The following is a 16,850-nucleotide window of genomic DNA, read 5'->3' as shown; positions in this document are numbered from 1 at the left end:
ACCGATCATGGCGGAACCGGCCCCGGACGGGGAGGGGTCAGGCCGGGACGAGCAGCGACGCCGGGGCCGGCTCGTGGCCCAGCGGCCGGCGGGTGAACGAGCCGGTGCCGTGGCTGACCGAGCGCAGGGCGCCCGCGTAGCCGAGCAGCTCGATCTCGGGCACCTCGGCGCGGACGGTGGTGCGGTCGCGCTCGGGGTCGGCGTCGCTGCCGGTGACCCGGGCCCGCCGGGAGGACAGGTCGCTCATCACCGCGCCGACGTGCTCGCCGGGCACCACGACGGCCACCTCGCACCACGGCTCGAGCACCCGGGTGCCGGCCGCGGCGGCGAGCTCGCGCACGGCCAGCGCGCCCGCGGACTGGAACGCCGCGTCGGAGGAGTCGACCGAGTGCGCCTTGCCGTCGACGAGCACGAAGCGGACGTCGACCAGCGGCCGGTCCCCCTCGATGCCCTTGGCGCACTGCGCGCGGATCCCCTTCTCCACGCTGCCGTGGTACTGGTTGGGCACCGCCCCACCCACGACGCGCTGCTCGAAGGAGATGCCCGAGCCCGGCTCCCCGGGCTCGGCCTCCACCACGACGACGGCGTACTGCCCGTGCCCGCCGGACTGCTTGACCAGCCGCCCGGTGGCCCGCGCCGGCCCGGCGAGGGTCTCCACCATCGGCACGCGCACCGGGACGGTGGTGACCGCGACGCCGTGCCGGGTGCGCAGCCGCTCGAGCAGCACCTCGCCGTGCGCCTCGCCGACGCACCACAGCAGCAGCTGCCCGGTGTCGCGGGAGCGCTCCACCCGCAGCGTGGGGTCCTCGGCGGCCAGCCGGGTCAGCGCCGGGCCGAGCCGGTCCTCGTCGGCGCGGGAGGCGGCCTCGACGGCGACCGGGTGCTGGGGCACCGGCAGCGTCCAGGGCGGCACCAGGCGGGGGTCGCCGGGTGAGGACAGGGTGTCGCCCGTCTCGGCGGAGGCGAGCCGGGTGACCGCGCAGACGTCGCCGGCCGGGCAGGCGGGGACCGGGCGCAGCGCGGCGCCCAGCGGGGAGGAGATGGCGCCGACGCGCTCGTCGGCGTCGTGGTCGGGATGGCCGCGGTCGGCGCCGCCGTGGCCGGAGACGTGCACCGGGGTGTCGGGGGTGAGCGTCCCGGAAAACACCCGCAGCAGGGAGACCCGGCCGAGGTAGGGGTCGGTCGTCGTCTTGACCACCTCGGCCACCAGCGGGCCGTCGGGGTCGCAGGCCAGCGCCGGCGCCGGGGACCCGTCGGGGCGGGTGACCGGCGGGCAGCCGTGCTCGAACGGGCACGGGAAGGCGTTGACCAGCAGGTAGAGCAGCGCGTCGAGGCCGATGCCCTGCAGCGGTGCCGCGCACAGCACGGGGTGGAAGTGCGCGCGGGCGACGGCGGTCTCCAGGTCGCTGATCAGGTCGCCCTGCACCAGCTCGTCGCCGGCGAGGTAGCGCTCCATGAGCGCCTCGTCCTCGCTCTCGCCGATGATCCCCTCGATCAGCTCGCCGCGGAGGCGGTCGGCGTCGGGGGCCTGCGCGCCGGGCTGCAGGAGGTTGACCACGCCCTGCACGGCGCCGTCGGGGCCGCGGTCGACCAGGTGCACGGGGTAGACGCCGTCGCCGAGCAGCGTCTGGCACAGCCGGACGGTCTCCTCGACGTCGGCGCGCGCCCGGTCGAGCTGGGTGACCACGACTGCGCGGGGCATGCCGACGGCGGCGCACTCCTCCCACAGCTGCACGGTGGTGGCGTCGACGCCGCCGACGGCGGAGACGACGAACAGGGCCGAGTCGGCGGCGCGCAGGCCGGCCCGCAGCTCGCCGACGAAGTCGGGGCTGCCCGGGGTGTCGAGCAGCGTGATGCGGGTGCCGTCGTGCTCGACGGTGGCGACGCCCAGGGTGACCGAGCGCTGCTGGCGGACCTCGACCTCGTCGCTGTCCAGGCAGGTGGTCCCGTCCTCCACCCGCCCGGCGCGCGGCACCGCGCCGGTGGCGGCGAGCAGCGCCTCGGCGAGGGTGGTCTTGCCGGCGCCGGCGTGGCCGACGAGCGCCACGTTGCGTACCCGGGCGGCCTCGCGCGGAGCGGGCGCCGCGGCGACGTCCCTACCCACGGGGGCCCCCGGGCCGGTCGCCGTCCTGGTCGGTGTCGGGCACGGTGACCTCCCGGGGTCGGCAGGGTGTGGTCTGGGTCACAACCCTGCCCCGGGGAGGCGCCGCCGGGCAAGACCCCCGGGGCTCAGGCGGGGCCGGCCGCCCCCACCAGGACCGGGCCGGCGGTGGTGGACCAGCCGGCGGGGGTGACATCGGCGACGGCGGCGGTCACGTCGTCGCGGGTGCCGGCGGCCAGCGCGGCCAGCACCAGCCGGGAGGCGGCGGCCGCCGGGCGCCGCTCGGCCGAGAGCACGCGGGTGAGCGTGCCGGCGGGGACGACGCCGGAGAGGCCGTCGGAGCAGACCAGCAGCCGGTCACCGGGCCGGGCGGCGACGGCGATCAGGTCGGCGGGGCCGGGGTCCTGCGATCCCCCGAGGGCGCGCAGCAGGATCGACCGCATCGGGGAGGCCGCGGCCTCCTCCGGCGTCAGGTCCCCGGAGGCCACCAGCGACTGCACGAGGCTGTGGTCGGTGGTGAGCCGGGTGAGCACGCCGTCGCGGTACAGGTGCGCGCGGCTGTCGCCGACGTGCGCGACGACGACCCGGCCGTCGCGGGTGAGCACCGCGGCGGTGCAGGTGGTGGCCATGCCACGCAGCGCGGGGTCGGCCGCGGCGGCGGCCCGCACGGCGGCGTCGGCCGCGGCGAGCGCGGCGGCGAGGCCGGCGTCGGGCAGCGCGTCCTCCCCCGCGGCCCGGCCCGCGGCGAGGCGTGCGGTGACCTCGGCGACGGCCAGCCGCGCGGCGGTGGCGCCGCCGTTGCCACCGCCGACGCCGTCGGCCACCACCAGCGCGTCGGGGCCGGCGTACCCGGCGTCCTGGTCCTCGCCCCGGGGGCCGGCCAGCGAGGCGGCGGCCGGGTCGAGCACGAGCCGGTCGAGCCCGGGGCCCGCGGGCCGCGGGGCGGGCGGGCCGCCCGGCGCGTGTGCCGCGGGGAACCACGGCAGCGGCACGGAGGGGGCGGTCACGGGCGACAGCATGGACCGCCGCGGCCGCCCGGGGACAGGAACGGCACGCGCCGCCCGCGGGGTGCGTCCCCGCGGGCGGCGCGACCTGCGGAGAACGGGTCAGACCACCGGGGCCCGGTAGGCCTCCCACGCGTTGCTCATCCGGGCGACCTGGCCGGCCGAGAACGTGTTCATGCAGAAGTCCTCGGTGTAGTCCATGAAGTTGGTGATCGGGTCGAGGCCCGGGTCGCGGGGGCAGCTGTCGCGGCCGGCGTCGGCCTCGCACTCGAACGCGGGGCCGGCCTCGGCCGGGGTGTCGGGCACATAGTCGCCGGGGCCGGTGCAGCCGCCCTGGAAGGTGTGGAACAGCCCGAGCCAGTGGCCGACCTCGTGGGTGCCGGTGTCGCCCTCGGCGTAGGGCGCGGCGGTGCCGCCGGGCATCGACTCGTCGAGGATGACGACGCCGTCGCGCCACAGCTGGCCGCCCTTGGCCGACTGCGGGAACGTCGCGTAGCCGAGCAGCCCGCCGCCGATCGGGGCGACGTAGACGTTGAGGGTGGCCGGACCGCCCTCGCGCAGCGCCGTCTTGGCGGCCCGCTCCTCACGGCTGCCCGGCTCCAGCGCGGCCCAGGCCGGGTTGGCGACGTAGTCGGTGTCGGCGGGGTCGTACACGAAGCGGAACGGGCTGTCGGGGGACGCCGCGGCGGCGCCGGTGCCCGCGTAGGCGTCGTTGAGCACGGCGACCTGGGCGGCGATCTGCCGATCGCGCAGCGCCTTCTGCTCCGGGGACAGCGGCGCGGGGGTGATCACGTGGAAGACGGTCTCGATCGTCACCGAGCCCGCCGGCAGGACCGGGCGGGTCTTCGGCTTGCCGAGGGCGGCGGCCTGGTCGGCGGAGACGGCGTTGGGCTCGCCTCGGGTGGCGCCGGGACGGACCCGCGCCTCCTCGGGACCGTGCGAGACGTCGTCGGCGTGCACGTCACCGGCGTGCGGGTCGGTGCACGGGGCGACGTCGGCGGGCAGGGCGGCGACCGTGCCGGCCGCCGGGGCGGTCGTCAGGGCCAGCGCCACCGCGGCGCCGAGGGTGAGGGCGGTCCGGCGCAACCGGGTCATGGGTTCCTCCGCAGGGGGTGGGACGGGTGCGCGGAGCCAAGCACAGGCGGAACCGGCCGGTTCCGCCGGGCGTGTCGCAGATCACCCGATCCGTCACCGTGCGTGACGGTCGCGGCCCCCCGTCGTCAGCCCGCGTCGGCGGCCGCGGTGTGCGCGGCGACCGCCGCGGCCAGCGGTCCGTGCACCGCCGGCGGCAGCGCGTGCCCCATCCCGGGCACCGTGACCAGCCCGGCACCGCCGACCACCGCGGCGAGGTGCGCGGCGTGCGGCGGCGGGTTGACCGGGTCCTCGGGCGCCTCGACGACGAGAGTGGGCACCGTGACGGCGGCGAGCTCGGCGCCTCGGTCCAGGCCGGACTGGTCGGCCAGCGCGTGCGCCACCGGCCCGCGGACGCTGCCGGCGTGGTCCATCGCCCGCTCCTCCAGGGCGCGGAACCAGCCGGCGTCGACGGGCAGCACGCCGCCGCTCAGCAGGCGCCAGTGCTCCACCCGCCAGTCGAGCTCGGCCGCCCGGTCGCGGTCGCCACCCATGGTCTGCCAGTACGCGAGCAGCTCGGGCGCGGGACCGGGGAGCTCCCCCGTCCCGGCGACGTCGGCGAGGCCGGCGCCGAGTGCGGAGGTGCACAACACGGTGGCGCTGCGGAGCCGGTGCGGGGCGTCGAGCAGGAGCAGCTGGATGAGGGTGCCGCCCATCGACATGCCCACGACGTGCGCACGCTCGATCCCGAGGGCGTCGAGGACGGCGACGGCGTCGCGCGCGAGGTCGGCGATCGCGTAGGGCACCCGGTCGAAGACGGCGGAGCTGCGGCCGGTGTCGCGGTGGTCGTAGCGGATGACCCGGTGCCCGGCGGCCAGCAGGTCGACCAGCTCCTCGGGCCACAGGACGCCGCTGGCGTTGGCGCCCATGACCAGCAGCAGTGGCGGCGCGGCCGGGTCGCCGCGCTCCTCGGCCCACAGCTGCACGCCCTCGCCTGCGGTCACCCGGTGCTCCGTCGTCCTCACGGCCTGCAGCGTGCCCCGGGGCGGGAGCCGCTGTCGCGCCGATTCGGTCGTTGAGTTAGGGATAACGGTCGAGTGCCCGTGTGCCGCCGGGAGGTCGACCTCGCCGCGCGGTGCCCGACCTCGCGCTGCGGGGCGAGGTCGGGCACCGCGGGGTGCGGCCGGGCCGGGAGACTGGGCCGGTGACGAGCGCGGGGAGCGGCCACGCGGCCGGCCGGGACCAGGAGAGCAGCACGGCGCACGCCGTCCCGCGGGAGGCCGCCGACGGCCCGCCGCCGTGGGTGGCGGTGTGCGGCACCCCGGTCGCCGTCGTCCAGGGCGCGTGGGGCGGCCGGCGCGGGCTCGGCTCCGGCGACGTCTGCCCGCGCTGCCGCGAGCTCGCCCCCGCCTGAGCCGGGGCCGGGCGGGCGTCCTGGCTCACCGCCGCGCGTCCTGGCTCACCGCCGGCCGTGAGCCAGGACGCCGCACGATCAGGCGGCCTGGTCATGCGCGGGCGGGCGCCGGCTCCTCGTCGTCGTCCGGCTCGGCCACCGTGGCGCCGGGCAGCCGGACGGTGAACACCGTCGCCCCCGGGCGGCTGGCCACCGACACCGTCCCGCCGTGCCCCTCCACCACCGCGGTCACGATCGCCAGCCCCAGCCCCGTGCTGCCGGCGGCGCGCGAGCGGGAGGAGTCGCCGCGGGCGAACCGCTCGAACACCCCGGCCTGCAGCCCCTCGGGGACGCCCGGCCCGTCGTCGGCCACCTCGAGCACCGCGTCGGTCCCCTGCGTGCGCAGCCGGGTCGTCGCCGTCGTGCCGGGCGGGGTGTGGGTGCGCACGTTGGCCAGCAGGTTGGCGAGCACCTGGTGCAGCCGCGCGGCGTCGCCGGGCACCAGCACCGCCCCCGGCGGCAGGTCCACCCGCCAGCGGTGTCCCGGCCCCGCGGCGTGGGCGTCGCTGACGACGTCGAGGACCAGCCCGGTCAGGTCGACGTCGTCGCGGGCGAGCTCCCGGCCGGCACCGGCACCGGCGCCCGCGCCGGCGTCGAGGCGGGCGAGCAGCAGCAGGTCGTCGACCAGGCCCGACATCCGCACCGCCTCGGCCTCCACCCGGCGCAGCGAGGCGTCGACCTCCTCGGGCAGTCCCCCGCGGCGGCGCACCAGCTCGGTGTAGCCGCGGATCGAGGTGACCGGCGTGCGCAGCTCGTGGCTGGCGTCGGCGGCGAAGCGGCGCAGCCGGGTCTCCGACGCCTGCCGGGCGGCGATGCCGGACTCCACCGAGTCGAGCAGCCGGTTGAGCGCGGCGCCGACCCGGCCGACCTCGGTGCGCGGGTCGGTGTCGGCGGCCGGCACCCGGTCGGGCAGCCGCACCTCGCCGCTGGACAGGGGCAGCTGTGCCACCCGCCCGGCGGTGGCCGCCACCCGGTGCAGCGGCCGCAGCGTCCGGCCGATCACCGCCGAGCCGACGACGCCCGCCGCCAGCAGCCCGAGCAGGCCCGCGGCCACCTCGACGACGACCAGCCGCAGCAGCGCCGCCCGCACCGACGCCAGCGGCAGGCCGGTGACGAGCACCTCGCCGGCCACCTCCCCGGCGTCCCCGGTGGCCACGACGCGGTAGGCGCCGAGCGGGCCGAGGTCGACCGTGCGCGGCTCGCCGTCGGCGGGGACGCGGGCCAGCGCGGCGGCCTCGGCGGCGGTCAGCGCCTCGCCGTCGCCCTCCTTGCCGATGACGGCGGCCTCGGTGACCACGCCGTCGACGACCCGGGCGCCGAGCGTGCCGTCGCCCTGGCCGGGGGTGAGCAGGAACCCCGGCCCGGTCCCGTCCCGGCCGGGCCCGTCCCCGGGGTCGTCGTCGGCCTGGGTGTCGTCGGCCTGGGTGGAGCGGGCGACGGCGGCGGCGAGCCGGTCGTCCACCTGCCCGAGCAGCTCCCCGCGCACCGCGGTGGTGGCCGCGACCCCGACGACGGCCAGCACGACCGCGAGCGGGACCAGGAAGGCGCACAGCAGCCGGGTGCGCAGCGACCGCGGCCGACGGAGGTCCATGGCAGCCACGGTGCGCGCCGATCCTGCACGCCCGCTGGGCGCCGGGCGGGAGTCGGCTGGACGGCGACCGCTCCGACCCGGCGGCGGGCTGCCGGGTGCCGGGCCGGGTGTCATCGTCGGGCCGTGCAGACGGAGACGGAGGCCGGGACCGCACCTGGCGGCACCCCCGCCGGCCTGACCGCCACCGAGGCCCGGGAGCGGCACCGGCGCGGCGAGGGCAACGTCGCGGTCAGCGCGTCCGCCCGCGGCTACGCCCGCATCCTGCGGACCAACGTCCTCTCCTTCTTCAACGTCGTGCTGTTCACCATCGGCGCGGCGCTGCTGGCGCTGGGCCGCTACAGCGACGCGTTCACCAGCGTCGGCCTCGGCCTGGTCAACGCCGCGATCAGCGCGGTCCAGGAGATCCGGGCCAAGCGCAAGCTCGACCGGCTGCAGCTGCTGGCCCGCGGCACGGTCACCGTGGTCCGCGACGGCGTCGCCGCCGAGGTGCCGCCGGAGGAGGTGGTGCGCGGCGACGTGCTGCGGCTGCGCCCGGGCGCGCAGGTCGTCGTCGACGGGCCGGTGCTCGCCGGGCGGCTGGAGGTCGACGAGTCGCTGCTCACCGGCGAGTCCGAGGCGCTGCCGAAGGAGCCCGGCGACGCGCTGCTGTCGGGCTCCTTCGTCGTCGGCGGCGGGGGGACGATGCTCGCCCGCGACGTCGGCGCGGCCTCCTACGCCGGCCGGCTGACCGCCGAGGCGCGGCGGGAGTCCACCGACCGCACACCCCTGCAGCGGCGCATCGGCTTCGTCGTCCGGCTGGTCATGCTCCTGGTGGCGCTGATGAGCGTGACGATCCTGGCCCAGGCCGCGCTGGAGGGCTTCACGCTGGTGCGCACGGTGCAGACCACCGCCGTGCTCTCGGGCCTGGTGCCCTACGGGCTGTTCTTCCTCGTCGCGGTCGCCTACACCGTCGGGGCCGCGCGCAGCGCCGGGCGCGGGGCGCTGGTGCAGCAGGTGAACGCGGTGGAGTCGGTGAGCAACGTCGACGTCGTCTGCACCGACAAGACCGGCACCCTGACCACCGGCCGGCTCTCGCTCGCCGAGGTGCGCCCGGCCGGGCCGCTCGACGACGCCGCCGTCCGCCGGGTGCTCGGCACGCTCGCCGCCAGCACCCCCGCCTCCAACCTGACGACGACGGCGCTGGCCGCGGCGCTGCCCGGGCAGCCGGTGCCGGTGATCGAGGACGTGCCGTTCTCCTCGGCGCTGCGGTGGAGCGCGCTGCGCACCGCCGACGCCGTGCTGGTGCTGGGCGCGCCGGACACCCTGGCCCCGCGGCTGTCGGGACCGCCGCTGGGCGGGCCGGTACGCGAGCTCGCCGGCCGGGGCCTGCGGGTGCTGGTGCTCGCCCGCGCGGCCGCGGACGCGCCGCTGCGCGACGGCGCCGGCCGCCCACTTCTGCCGGCGCTGGAGCCGCTGGCCGTGGTGGCACTGGCCGACGAGCTGCGCCCCGGCGTGCCGGAGACCCTCGCCCGGCTCACCGCCGACGGGATCGCGGTGAAGGTGGTGTCCGGGGACGACCCGCGCACCGTCGCCGCCCTCGCCCGCCAGGCCGGCCTCGAGCCCGGCGAGCCGGTGGCCGGCCCCGCGCTGGAGGGGCTGTCGGAGGCGCAGCTCGACGACGTCGTCGCGCGCACCACGGTGTTCGGCCGGGTGGCGCCGGAGCAGAAGGAGCGGCTGGTCGACGCGCTGCGCCGGCGGGGCCGCTACGTGGCGATGGTCGGCGACGGGGTCAACGACGCGCGTGCGCTCAAGCGGGCCCAGGTCGGGGTGGCGATGGCCAGCGGGAGCGCCGTCACCCGCGACGTCGCCGACATCGTGCTCACCGGCGACTCGCTGGCCGCGCTGCTGCCCGCGGCCCACGAGGGCCGGCGGATCATCGCCGGGATCGGCACCTCGATGCAGGTGTTCCTCGCCCGGGTCGGCACGCAGGGGCTGGTGATCCTCGCCGTCACGATGCTCGGCCTGGGGTTCCCCTACTCCCCCGCCAACGTCGGGCTGACGCTGCTCACCGTCGGCCTGCCCACGCTGTTCCTCACCGCCTGGGCGCGCCCGGCGCGGCCGGACCCGCACCTGCTCACCACGCTGTGGCGGTTCGTGGTCCCGGCGATGCTCGTGACGGCGGCCGGCGGCGTCGCCGTCTACGCCCGGCACTACCGGCAGCTGCTCACCGACTTCACCGACTCGACGCCGCCGTCGTCCGTCGTCGCCGCGTTCGAGGACTACACGGGCCTGTCCTCCGACGACGTCGGTTTCGCCGAGGCGGCGGCGACGATCGGGGCGCAGACCGCGCTGTCGACGTTCGTGTCGTACGCGGCGTTCCTGCTCATCCTGTTCATCGCGCCGCCGAACCGCTGGTTCGCCGCCTGGACCCGGCCCTCGGGCGACCGCCGCCCGGCGCTGCTGGTGCTGGCGCTGGTCGCCGTCTTCTCCGCGGGGCTCTTCTGGCCGGCGTTCACCGACTACTTCGGGCTCACCGACGCCGCCGAGCCGGTGTTCCAGACGGTGCTGCCGGCGCTGCTGCTGTGGTTCGCCGTGCTCACCGCGGTCTACCGGCTGCGGCTGCTCGAGCGGGCGCTGGGCCTGACCGGCGCGCTCAGCCCGCCGGGCGCCCCAGCAGGTCGGCCAGGGTGAGCCGGTCGGCCCGCGCGCGGTCGACGACGAGCACGTCCCCGGTGCCGGCGCCGGGCAGGTAGCGCTCCCAGCGGCCGGCGTGCCGGCGCATCCGGCCCTCGGGGATGCGCCGCCCGCGGATGCGCTGGCCGTCGGCGGCGTCGGCGGCCGACACGTCGAGCAGGACCAGCCGCACCCCGCGGCCGGCCAGGGCGGCGGCCCGCAGCACGACCGGCCGCCACGAGCGGCTGGTCCACGGGTCGGTGAGCACGACCGCCGGCGCCGGGCCGACGACCGCCGCGAGCACCCGCAGGCGGTGCGCGGCGTGCACCAGCGGCCGCACGTAGCGGTAGGGCACCAGCTGACCGGTGCGCCAGCGGGCGGCGACGTCCTCGGAGTCGACGGCGGTGACGCCGTCCACCCCCGGGCCGAGCAGGCGGCGGACCAGCGTGGTCTTGCCGCTGCCGGGCAGCCCGCCGACGACGACGAGCGTGCGGGCGGGCGGCGCGGCGAGCGCCCCGGGGCCGGGAGCGGTCCCGGGGGCGGGCACGGGGGCGGTCATGGCGGTGGTCACGGGTCCCTCCTCGGGCGCCGGCGTCGGGCGCGGCCCGTCCGGCGTGGCGGGGGACGGTACCGCCGCGGCCCGGCCGGCAGCCGGTCCGCGGACGCGGCGTCTGCCTGCACCAACGCGCAGCGGGGCCCGCGCGTCCCCGGCGACGCCGCGGCGCCGTCCCCCCGGGGGAGGACGGCGCCGCGGGCGGTGCGGGGTCAGTCGTCGGTGTCGTCCGCGCCCGGGCCGCCGCGGCCGCCGAACCCGCCGGAGCCGCCAGGGGCGCCGAGGTCGGTGGACTCGACCAGCTCGGCGATGCGGCTCTCCAGGTCGGCGGCGCGCTCGTCGGCCTCCTCCTGGGTGAGCCGGCCGTCGGCGACGGCCTCGTCGAGCCGCTCCTGCGCGGCCTGCACGAGGGCGGCGGTGAGGTCCTCGACGGCGACGCCCTGGTCGGCGGCGACGGTGGCCAGGCTCGCGTCGTCGGCCTCCAGCGCGGTGCGCAGCTCGTCCTCGGACAGCCCGAGGGTCTCCGCGGCGACGGACAGGCCGGCGCCGAAGCCAGGACCGCCGTGCCCGCCCCGCCCGCCGACGCCGGCGTCGCTGAGCGTCGTGGCCACCTCGTCGGCCTGCTCGGCGGTGATCGAGCCGTCGTCGACCAGCCCGGTGAGCGCGCCGCGGATGCGCTCCTCGGCGGAGGTGACGGCGGCCGTCGGGGGATCGTCGTCGGCGGCCATGGCGGGGGCGGCGAGGCCCAGGCCGCCGACGGCCAGGGCGCCGGCCGCGGTGGCGAGCACGATCTTCTTGCGCACGGGGAGCTCCTCGGGCGGGTGGCCGGCAGGTCCGGCCCTCGTCGTCGAGGCTCGGCGCGGTTCCTGTGCCGGACCTGTCAGGCGCCCGTGGCGGGACTGTGGACCCGGGAGCCGAGCACGGCCGCGGTGTTGGCCAGCACGACCACCCCGATGCCCGCCCACTCGTGCAGGTGCAGGGCCTGGCCGAGCAGCACGGTGCCGGCGAGGGCGGCCCACACCGGGTGGGCGCTGCACAGCACGGCGAAGGCGCGCGGCGTCACCCAGCGCAGCGCCACCAGGTCGGCGGCGTAGGGCACCGCCGAGGCGAGCACCCCCGCGGCGACGGCGTAGGCCAGCGGCGCGCCGGTCAGCCGCTCCTGCACGACGAGCACGACGACGACGGGCGTGACCGCCAGCGCGCACAGCGCCGTGGCCACCGCGGGTGCCTGCAGGCCGGGCAGCCGGGCGCCGGCGACCCGGTTGAGCCGGATGTAGGCCGCCCAGCAGGCGGCGGCCGCGAGTCCCAGGCCGATGCCGGTCCAGTCGCCGGCGCCGCCGGGCAGCACGAGCAGCCAGACGCCGGCGGCCGCGGTGAGCGCCACCGCCAGGTCGCGGCGCGAGCGCGAGGCGGCCAGCGCGACGGCGAGCGGGCCGAGGAACTCCAGCGTCACCGCCAGGCCCAGGCCGATCCGCTCGATCGCCGAGTACAGCGCCAGGTTCATGCCGCCGAAGACGGCCGCGAGCGCCAGCACCGGCCACCACTGCGCCCAGGTCATCCGGTGCAGGGCGGGGCGGGCCAGCGGCACCAGCACCGCCGCGGCCACCCACTGCCGCACCGCGACGACGCCCGCCGGGCCGACCGCCGGGAAGGCGGACGCGCCCAGCGCCGCGCCGACCTGGTTGCTCAGCGAGCTGGCGAGCAGCGTCGCGGTGCCGCGGGCGGTGCGGGCGCGCGGGGCGGCGGTCGGGGCGGGCGCGGTCACCTGTCCCATCCTGGGCACGCCGCCGGCCCGGGGGAAATGCCGGTGTCGCGCCCGGCGATACGGTCGGCGTATGGATCCGGAGGTGCGGCAGCTGAGGGCGCTGCTCGCCGTCGTCGACACCGGGACCTTCACCGCGGCCGCCGACGCGCTGTCCACCACGCAGGCGTCGGTGTCGCGCACGGTGGCCGCGCTGGAGCGGGCGCTGGGCGTGCGGGTGCTGCACCGCACCACCCGCGAGGTCGCGCTCACCCCCGCCGGGCACGGCGTGGTGGCGCACGCCCGCCGGGTGCTGGAGGAGGTCGCGGCCATCCGCCGGGCGGCCGAGCGGGCACGCGGCGAGCTGCGGGTGGGCTACGCCTGGGCGGCGCTGGGCCGGCACACCACCGCCGTGCAGCGGGCCTGGGCCGCCGCCTCGCCCGGGGCCGCGCTGGTGTTCGTGCAGTCCAACACCCCCACCGCCGGGCTCACCGAGGGCCTGGCCGACGTCGCGGTGCTGCGCCGCCCGGCGGCCGACCCGCGGCTGCGCACCGCCCGGCTCGGCGAGGAGCGGCGGTTCGCCGCGCTCGCCGCCGACGACCCGCTGGCCCGCCGCCGCAGCCTGCTGCTCGCCGACCTCGCCGGCCGGGTGCTCGCCTCCGACGGCACCACCGGCACGACGACGGCGTCGCTGTGGACCGCGCCGCACGAGCCGGCCGCCATCCGCGACGTCCGCGGCGTCGACCCGTGGCTCACCGCGATCGCCGCGGGCCAGGTCGCCGGGGTGACCGCCGAGGCCACCGCCCGCCAGCACCCGCGGCCCGGGGTGGCCTACCGGCCGCTGCGCGACGCGCCCCCGGTGCCGGTGGACCTCGCGTGGTGGGCCGATGCCCCGCCGCCGGGGCTGCCGCGGCTGCTGGACCTCGCCCGCGCCCGCTACGCCCGCGGCTGACCGCCCAGCCGTCCGCTCAGCCGGCCGCGGGCTCGGGCAGCACCGTGCAGGTGCCGGCCGGGACGAAGACGGCGGTGTGCCCGTCGGCGTCCCAGCGGACGACGTAGGGCGGCCCGCCGCGCTCCCCGCGGACCTCGAGCACGGTGCCGGTGCGCTCCGGCTCTCCCTGGTGGGTGGACCGGACGCAGATCCGGTCCCCGACGCGTGCCTCCACGGCGACCTCCAGCGGTGCGGACCAGCCGTGCCCCGAGCGTGCTCCCGCCACCGCGGACGGGCAAGGCCCGCCGCCGCGACCCGTCCGGCAACACGGCGTTCACGCAACTGCCAGGAACGCGGCGCAGGCTGCGGCCGTGAGCGCCGTCCGCCGCCCCGGGCCGGGCGCCCGCGCGCGCCGGCCGGCCGCACCGCCGGTGGCCCTGCTGGTCGCGCTGCCGGTCGTCGTGGCGCTGCTCGGCGGCAGCGCGGCGACGCGCGTGGACACCGCCTCGTCCTCCCCCGCCGGGACCACGACGGCGACGAGCAGCACGACGACCGGCACGACGGCGACCAGCAGTACGGCGACCACCGCGACGACGGCACCCGACCCGGCCGGGCCGCCGACGCGGGCCGCCGTCCAGGACCGGGTGGTGCCCGTGGACACCGGCGCCGTGCTCGCGGCGGTCGACGCGGCGGCCGCGACGGCCCGCGGCTCGGTGGCCCTGGCCGTCGTCGGCCCCGGCGGCGAGGACGTCGTCACCGGGCCCGCGGCCGGTGAGGCCGTGCCCACCGCCTCGCTGGTCAAGCTGCTCGTCGTCGGCCGGCTGCTGCAGCTCGGCGCCGAGGGCGCGGTGACGCTGACCGGCACCGACCTCGGCCGCATGGAGCGGGCGGTCGTGCGCTCCGACGACACCGCGATGAGCCTGCTGTGGGACCGCTTCGGCGGCGCCGCGCTCGTGACCGACGCCGCCGCGGCGGCCGGCCTGTCCGCCACCGCTCCCCCGGCCGAGGCGGGGCAGTGGGGCGAGGCGACCACCAGCGCGGCCGACGTCGCCCGGCTGCTGGCCGGCCTCGAGACCACCTTCGGGGCGGGGCCGGCGCAGACGCTGCTCGGCTGGATGCGGGCCACCTCGGCGACCGCGGCCGACGGCTTCTCCCAGGCCTTCGGGCTGCTCGCCGGGACCTCCGGGGTGGCGGCCAAGCAGGGGTGGATGTGCTGCGTCGGCGGCACCCGCCAGCTGCACTCGGCCGGCGTGCTCGCCGACGGCACCGTCGTCGTGCTGCTCGGCGACTTCCCGGCCTCGACGTCGTGGGGCCGCGCCCGCACCGCCCTGGACACCGCCGCCGCGGCGGTGCTCGCCGCGCTCGCCTGACCGGCAGGCGGCTCCCCGCCGGCACCCAGGTCGCCCCCAGGGACGGCGGCGAGGGTGCGAGGGCATGGACGCGGACCGGCCCGCCTGGCTCTTCGACCCCTCCGCCACGCGCACCCTCGTGCTCACCCGGCGCCCGCCCGGCGGCCGCGCCGTCGACGACGTGGTGTCCGACCTCGTGTGGACCGAGGTGGTGCGCCTGCTCCGCTGGGCGACCGCCGGGTCCACCGGGCCGGCGCACCTGCGCACCGGCGCGCTGTGGCGGCTGGCGGCCGAGGGCGCGGCGCTGCTGCGCCGGATGCCGGTGCTGTGCGCGGAGACCGGGCAGCCCTGGTCGGTGCTGCCGCCCACCCCGCCGGCCCCGGGCACCCCGCCGGCGCGGCAGGTCGAGGTGGTCGCCGGCCGCCTGGCCCGGCTGCTCGCCGCCTCCGGCCCGGCCCCGGTGACGCTGCCCGCGCTGGCCGCGGAGGTGGACGCGCTGGGCGAGGCGGCCGTGCAGGCGATCGCGGCGTCCTCCTTCGCCACTGGCAGTGCCTTCATGTAACGATGTATCGTTACCGTCATCCGATACGTCAGGAGGACGCAATGAACTCGCACCCCTTCGAGCCCCCCGAGGGCTCCGCTCCCTGGCCCGGCCGGCACCCCGGCTGGGGCGGTCGCCGGCGCGGCCGTGAGGACTGGGCCGCCCGGTGGGGCGGCATGCCGGCCGGCGGCCCGTTCGGCGGCCCGTTCGGCGGCCCGTTCGGCTTCGGCCCCGGCGGGCCGGGCCGGGGCGGGGACCCCGAGGCCGGCCCCGGCCCCCGCCACGGGCACGGCCGCGGACACCGCGGCGGCCCCGGCTTCGGCTTCGGCGGTCCCGAGGGCCCCGGCTTCGGCCCCGGCTTCGGGCCCGGCGCTCGCGGCCGGCGCGGGCGCGCCCCGCGCGGCGACGTCCGCGCCGCCGTGCTCATCCTGCTCGCCGAGCAGCCCATGCACGGCTACCAGCTGATGCAGGCCATCGGCGAGCGCAGCGGCGGGCGCTGGACCCCCAGCCCCGGCGCGATCTACCCGACGCTCGCCCAGCTCGAGGACGAGGGCCTGGTCAGCGTGACCGCCGACGCCGGCCGCAAGCTCGCCACCCTCACCGACACCGGCCGCGCGGCGGTCGAGCAGCTGCGCGGCACCGGCGCCGACCCGTTCGCCGGTGTCCAGGCCGCCGCCCCCGGCACCGACCTGCGCGGGCTGCTCGAGCAGGTGCACGGCGCGGTCCGCCAGGTCACCCGCACCGGCAGCGAGGCCCAGCTCGCCGCCGCGGCCGACGTCCTCGCCCAGGCCCGCCGCGCGCTGTACCTGCTGCTCGCCGAGGGGCCGGAGACCGCGGGCGACGACGGCGACCCGCAGGCGCCCGACGCCTGACCCGCCCGGTCCCCGCCGCCCCGGGCGCGCCGTGTGCACGCACCGCGCCCGGGGCGGCCCTCCCGCCGCGCCGTGTGCACACGGCGCGCGCCGGGGTCACGCGGCGCCGTCGAGGACCTCCCGCAGCCGGGCCGCGAAGGCCTCCGGCTCGCCGGTCTGGCCGTACTCGCCGCCGAGGAACCCCGCGTGCCCGCCGGGGAAGACCACCGGCTCGGTGCCCAGCCGCGCGGCCATGCCCTCGCCGCCCCGGTGCGCGAGCTCCCCGGCCGACTCCTCCCCCACCGCCAGCACGATCCGCACGGGCGCCGCGCGCAGCGCCTCGACGTCGTGCTCGTGGTGGCTGCTGGCGACCAGGTTCTGGCCGAGCATGACGTCGTCGCGCGAGCCGTCGTCGCCGGCCGGCAGGCCGAACGCGGCCGGGTCGGGCATCGGCCCGAGGTCGGCCGGCACCGGGCCGCGGTGCGAGACCAGCCGGATGAACCCCGCCATGCCGGCGCCGAAGCCGTCGCGGGCGTAGGCGTCGGCCACCGCGTGGGTGGCCGCCGAGGCCTCCGCGCGGTCGGGCAGCACCGGGATCGACGGCGGCTCGTGCGCCACGAGCGTGCGCACTAGCTCCGGGCGGTGGACGACCAGCTCGAGGGCGTTGACGGCGCCGCCGCTGCTGGCGAAGACGTCGACCGGGCCGCCGCCGGCCGCCTCGATGACGGCGGCCAGGTCGCCCGCGTGCTCCTGCGGCGTGCTGCTCGTCGCGCCGTCGGTGCGGCGGCTGCGCTCGGAGCCGCGCGGGTCGTAGGTGACGACGGTGCGGTCGGGGAAGGAGCCGGACAGCGTGCCGAAGCCGGCGGCCGCCATCGGCGAGCCGACGAGGAGCAGCGGCGGGGCGGGCATGCTGCCGGGGGCGGCGGGGCGCACGTCCCAGGCGAGCTCGGCGCCGGGGACGGTCAGGGTCGCGCTGCGGATCTCGCGGGTCGGGGTGGTGGTCACGGGGGCC

Annotated in this window: 16 protein-coding genes; 6 read left to right on the top strand and 10 right to left on the bottom strand. The window is 78.9% G+C overall.

The window, feature by feature from the left end; translation table 11 throughout:
• Positions 1-37 precede the first annotated feature (37 nt).
• The 4 genes from BUE37_RS08445 to BUE37_RS08430 form a co-directional block, all read right to left on the bottom strand.
• The gene (locus BUE37_RS08445; protein WP_073419793.1) at positions 38-2,104 is read right to left on the bottom strand and encodes an elongation factor G-like protein EF-G2; all 2,067 of its coding nucleotides are present in this window, start codon (positions 2,102-2,104) and stop codon (positions 38-40) included.
• A gap of 125 nt (positions 2,105-2,229) precedes the next feature.
• Positions 2,230-3,108, bottom strand: a complete 879-nt coding sequence (locus BUE37_RS08440) for a PP2C family protein-serine/threonine phosphatase (RefSeq protein WP_175562820.1) — start codon at positions 3,106-3,108, stop codon at positions 2,230-2,232.
• A 99-nt stretch (positions 3,109-3,207) separates the two neighbouring features.
• The gene (locus tag BUE37_RS08435) at positions 3,208-4,200 is read right to left on the bottom strand and encodes a zinc metalloprotease (RefSeq protein WP_073419791.1); all 993 of its coding nucleotides are present in this window, start codon (positions 4,198-4,200) and stop codon (positions 3,208-3,210) included.
• A gap of 125 nt (positions 4,201-4,325) precedes the next feature.
• On the bottom strand, positions 4,326-5,180 hold the full coding sequence (locus tag BUE37_RS08430) for an alpha/beta fold hydrolase (protein WP_073419790.1): 855 nt from the start codon (positions 5,178-5,180) through the stop codon (positions 4,326-4,328).
• 200 nt (positions 5,181-5,380) lie between these two features.
• Between BUE37_RS08430 and BUE37_RS08425 the strand changes: the two genes are divergently transcribed.
• Positions 5,381-5,590, top strand: coding sequence for a hypothetical protein (locus tag BUE37_RS08425; protein ID WP_073420654.1), 210 nt, complete (start codon positions 5,381-5,383; stop codon positions 5,588-5,590).
• Positions 5,591-5,681: 91 nt separating this feature from the next.
• Here the strand turns inward: BUE37_RS08425 and BUE37_RS08420 are convergent, their stop codons facing one another.
• Positions 5,682-7,220: a sensor histidine kinase gene (locus BUE37_RS08420; protein ID WP_073419789.1), complete on the bottom strand. Its 1,539-nt coding sequence runs from the start codon at positions 7,218-7,220 to the stop codon at positions 5,682-5,684.
• Positions 7,221-7,343: 123 nt separating this feature from the next.
• Here BUE37_RS08420 and BUE37_RS08415 point away from each other — a divergent pair, with 123 nt between their 5' ends.
• Positions 7,344-9,890, top strand: a complete 2,547-nt coding sequence (locus tag BUE37_RS08415) for an HAD-IC family P-type ATPase (RefSeq protein WP_073419788.1) — start codon at positions 7,344-7,346, stop codon at positions 9,888-9,890.
• Here the strand turns inward: BUE37_RS08415 and BUE37_RS08410 are convergent.
• The 3 genes from BUE37_RS08410 to BUE37_RS08400 form a co-directional block, all read right to left on the bottom strand.
• Positions 9,853-10,443: an AAA family ATPase gene (locus BUE37_RS08410; RefSeq protein WP_083628497.1), complete on the bottom strand. Its 591-nt coding sequence runs from the start codon at positions 10,441-10,443 to the stop codon at positions 9,853-9,855. The two genes, BUE37_RS08415 and BUE37_RS08410, sit on opposite strands and share 38 nt — an antisense overlap.
• Positions 10,444-10,637: 194 nt before the next feature.
• Positions 10,638-11,228 carry a hypothetical protein gene (locus BUE37_RS08405; protein WP_073419787.1) on the bottom strand — a complete coding sequence of 197 codons (591 nt, stop codon included), beginning with the start codon at positions 11,226-11,228 and terminating at the stop codon, positions 10,638-10,640.
• Positions 11,229-11,305: 77 nt separating this feature from the next.
• Entirely contained in the window at positions 11,306-12,199 is an 894-nt protein-coding gene (locus BUE37_RS08400) for an EamA family transporter (protein WP_073419786.1), read from the bottom strand.
• A gap of 61 nt (positions 12,200-12,260) precedes the next feature.
• On the opposite strand from BUE37_RS08400, the gene BUE37_RS08395 reads away from it, so the two are divergent.
• Positions 12,261-13,118 (top strand): LysR family transcriptional regulator, encoded by an 858-nt coding sequence (locus BUE37_RS08395; RefSeq protein WP_073419785.1) that lies wholly within the window; start codon positions 12,261-12,263, stop codon positions 13,116-13,118.
• A gap of 16 nt (positions 13,119-13,134) precedes the next feature.
• Here BUE37_RS08395 and BUE37_RS08390 read toward each other — a convergent pair whose 3' ends face one another.
• Positions 13,135-13,332: a DUF1918 domain-containing protein gene (locus BUE37_RS08390; RefSeq protein WP_073419784.1), complete on the bottom strand. Its 198-nt coding sequence runs from the start codon at positions 13,330-13,332 to the stop codon at positions 13,135-13,137.
• Positions 13,333-13,468: 136 nt separating this feature from the next.
• Here BUE37_RS08390 and BUE37_RS08380 point away from each other — a divergent pair, with 136 nt between their 5' ends.
• The 3 genes from BUE37_RS08380 (at position 13,469) to BUE37_RS08370 (ending at position 15,859) form a co-directional block, all read left to right on the top strand.
• Positions 13,469-14,467, top strand: a complete 999-nt coding sequence (locus BUE37_RS08380; RefSeq protein ID WP_175562819.1) for a serine hydrolase — start codon at positions 13,469-13,471, stop codon at positions 14,465-14,467.
• Between the two features lie 64 nt (positions 14,468-14,531).
• Positions 14,532-15,008 carry a hypothetical protein gene (locus BUE37_RS08375; protein ID WP_073419781.1) on the top strand — a complete coding sequence of 159 codons (477 nt, stop codon included), beginning with the start codon at positions 14,532-14,534 and terminating at the stop codon, positions 15,006-15,008.
• 41 nt (positions 15,009-15,049) lie between these two features.
• Complete coding sequence (locus tag BUE37_RS08370) at positions 15,050-15,859, top strand: PadR family transcriptional regulator (RefSeq protein ID WP_083628496.1); 810 nt, start codon at positions 15,050-15,052, stop codon at positions 15,857-15,859.
• A 96-nt stretch (positions 15,860-15,955) separates the two neighbouring features.
• Here the strand turns inward: BUE37_RS08370 and BUE37_RS08365 are convergent, their stop codons facing one another.
• Positions 15,956-16,843, bottom strand: coding sequence for an alpha/beta fold hydrolase (locus BUE37_RS08365; protein ID WP_073420651.1), 888 nt, complete (start codon positions 16,841-16,843; stop codon positions 15,956-15,958).
• Between the last annotated feature and the right edge of the window lie 7 nt (positions 16,844-16,850).

Source organism: Geodermatophilus nigrescens (assembly GCF_900129495.1).
Taxonomy (GTDB): Bacteria; Actinomycetota; Actinomycetes; order Mycobacteriales; family Geodermatophilaceae; genus Geodermatophilus; species Geodermatophilus nigrescens.
The sequence above is the reverse complement of the archived record's forward strand: the minus strand, read 5'-3'. Positions and strand labels throughout refer to the sequence as shown.

What these genes read in the sequence shown, in the direction of transcription:
- BUE37_RS08375 (WP_073419781.1), top strand. Translation starts at nt 14,532, where the DNA reads ATGGACGCGGACCGGCCCGCCTGGCTCTTCGACCCCTCCGCCACGCGC.
- BUE37_RS08420 (WP_073419789.1), bottom strand. Translation starts at nt 7,220, where the DNA reads ATGGACCTCCGTCGGCCGCGGTCGCTGCGCACCCGGCTGCTGTGCGCC.
- BUE37_RS08395 (WP_073419785.1), top strand. Translation starts at nt 12,261, where the DNA reads ATGGATCCGGAGGTGCGGCAGCTGAGGGCGCTGCTCGCCGTCGTCGAC.
- BUE37_RS08400 (WP_073419786.1), bottom strand. Translation starts at nt 12,199, where the DNA reads ATGGGACAGGTGACCGCGCCCGCCCCGACCGCCGCCCCGCGCGCCCGC.
- BUE37_RS08370 (WP_083628496.1), top strand. Translation starts at nt 15,050, where the DNA reads ATGAACTCGCACCCCTTCGAGCCCCCCGAGGGCTCCGCTCCCTGGCCC.
- BUE37_RS08435 (WP_073419791.1), bottom strand. Translation starts at nt 4,200, where the DNA reads ATGACCCGGTTGCGCCGGACCGCCCTCACCCTCGGCGCCGCGGTGGCG.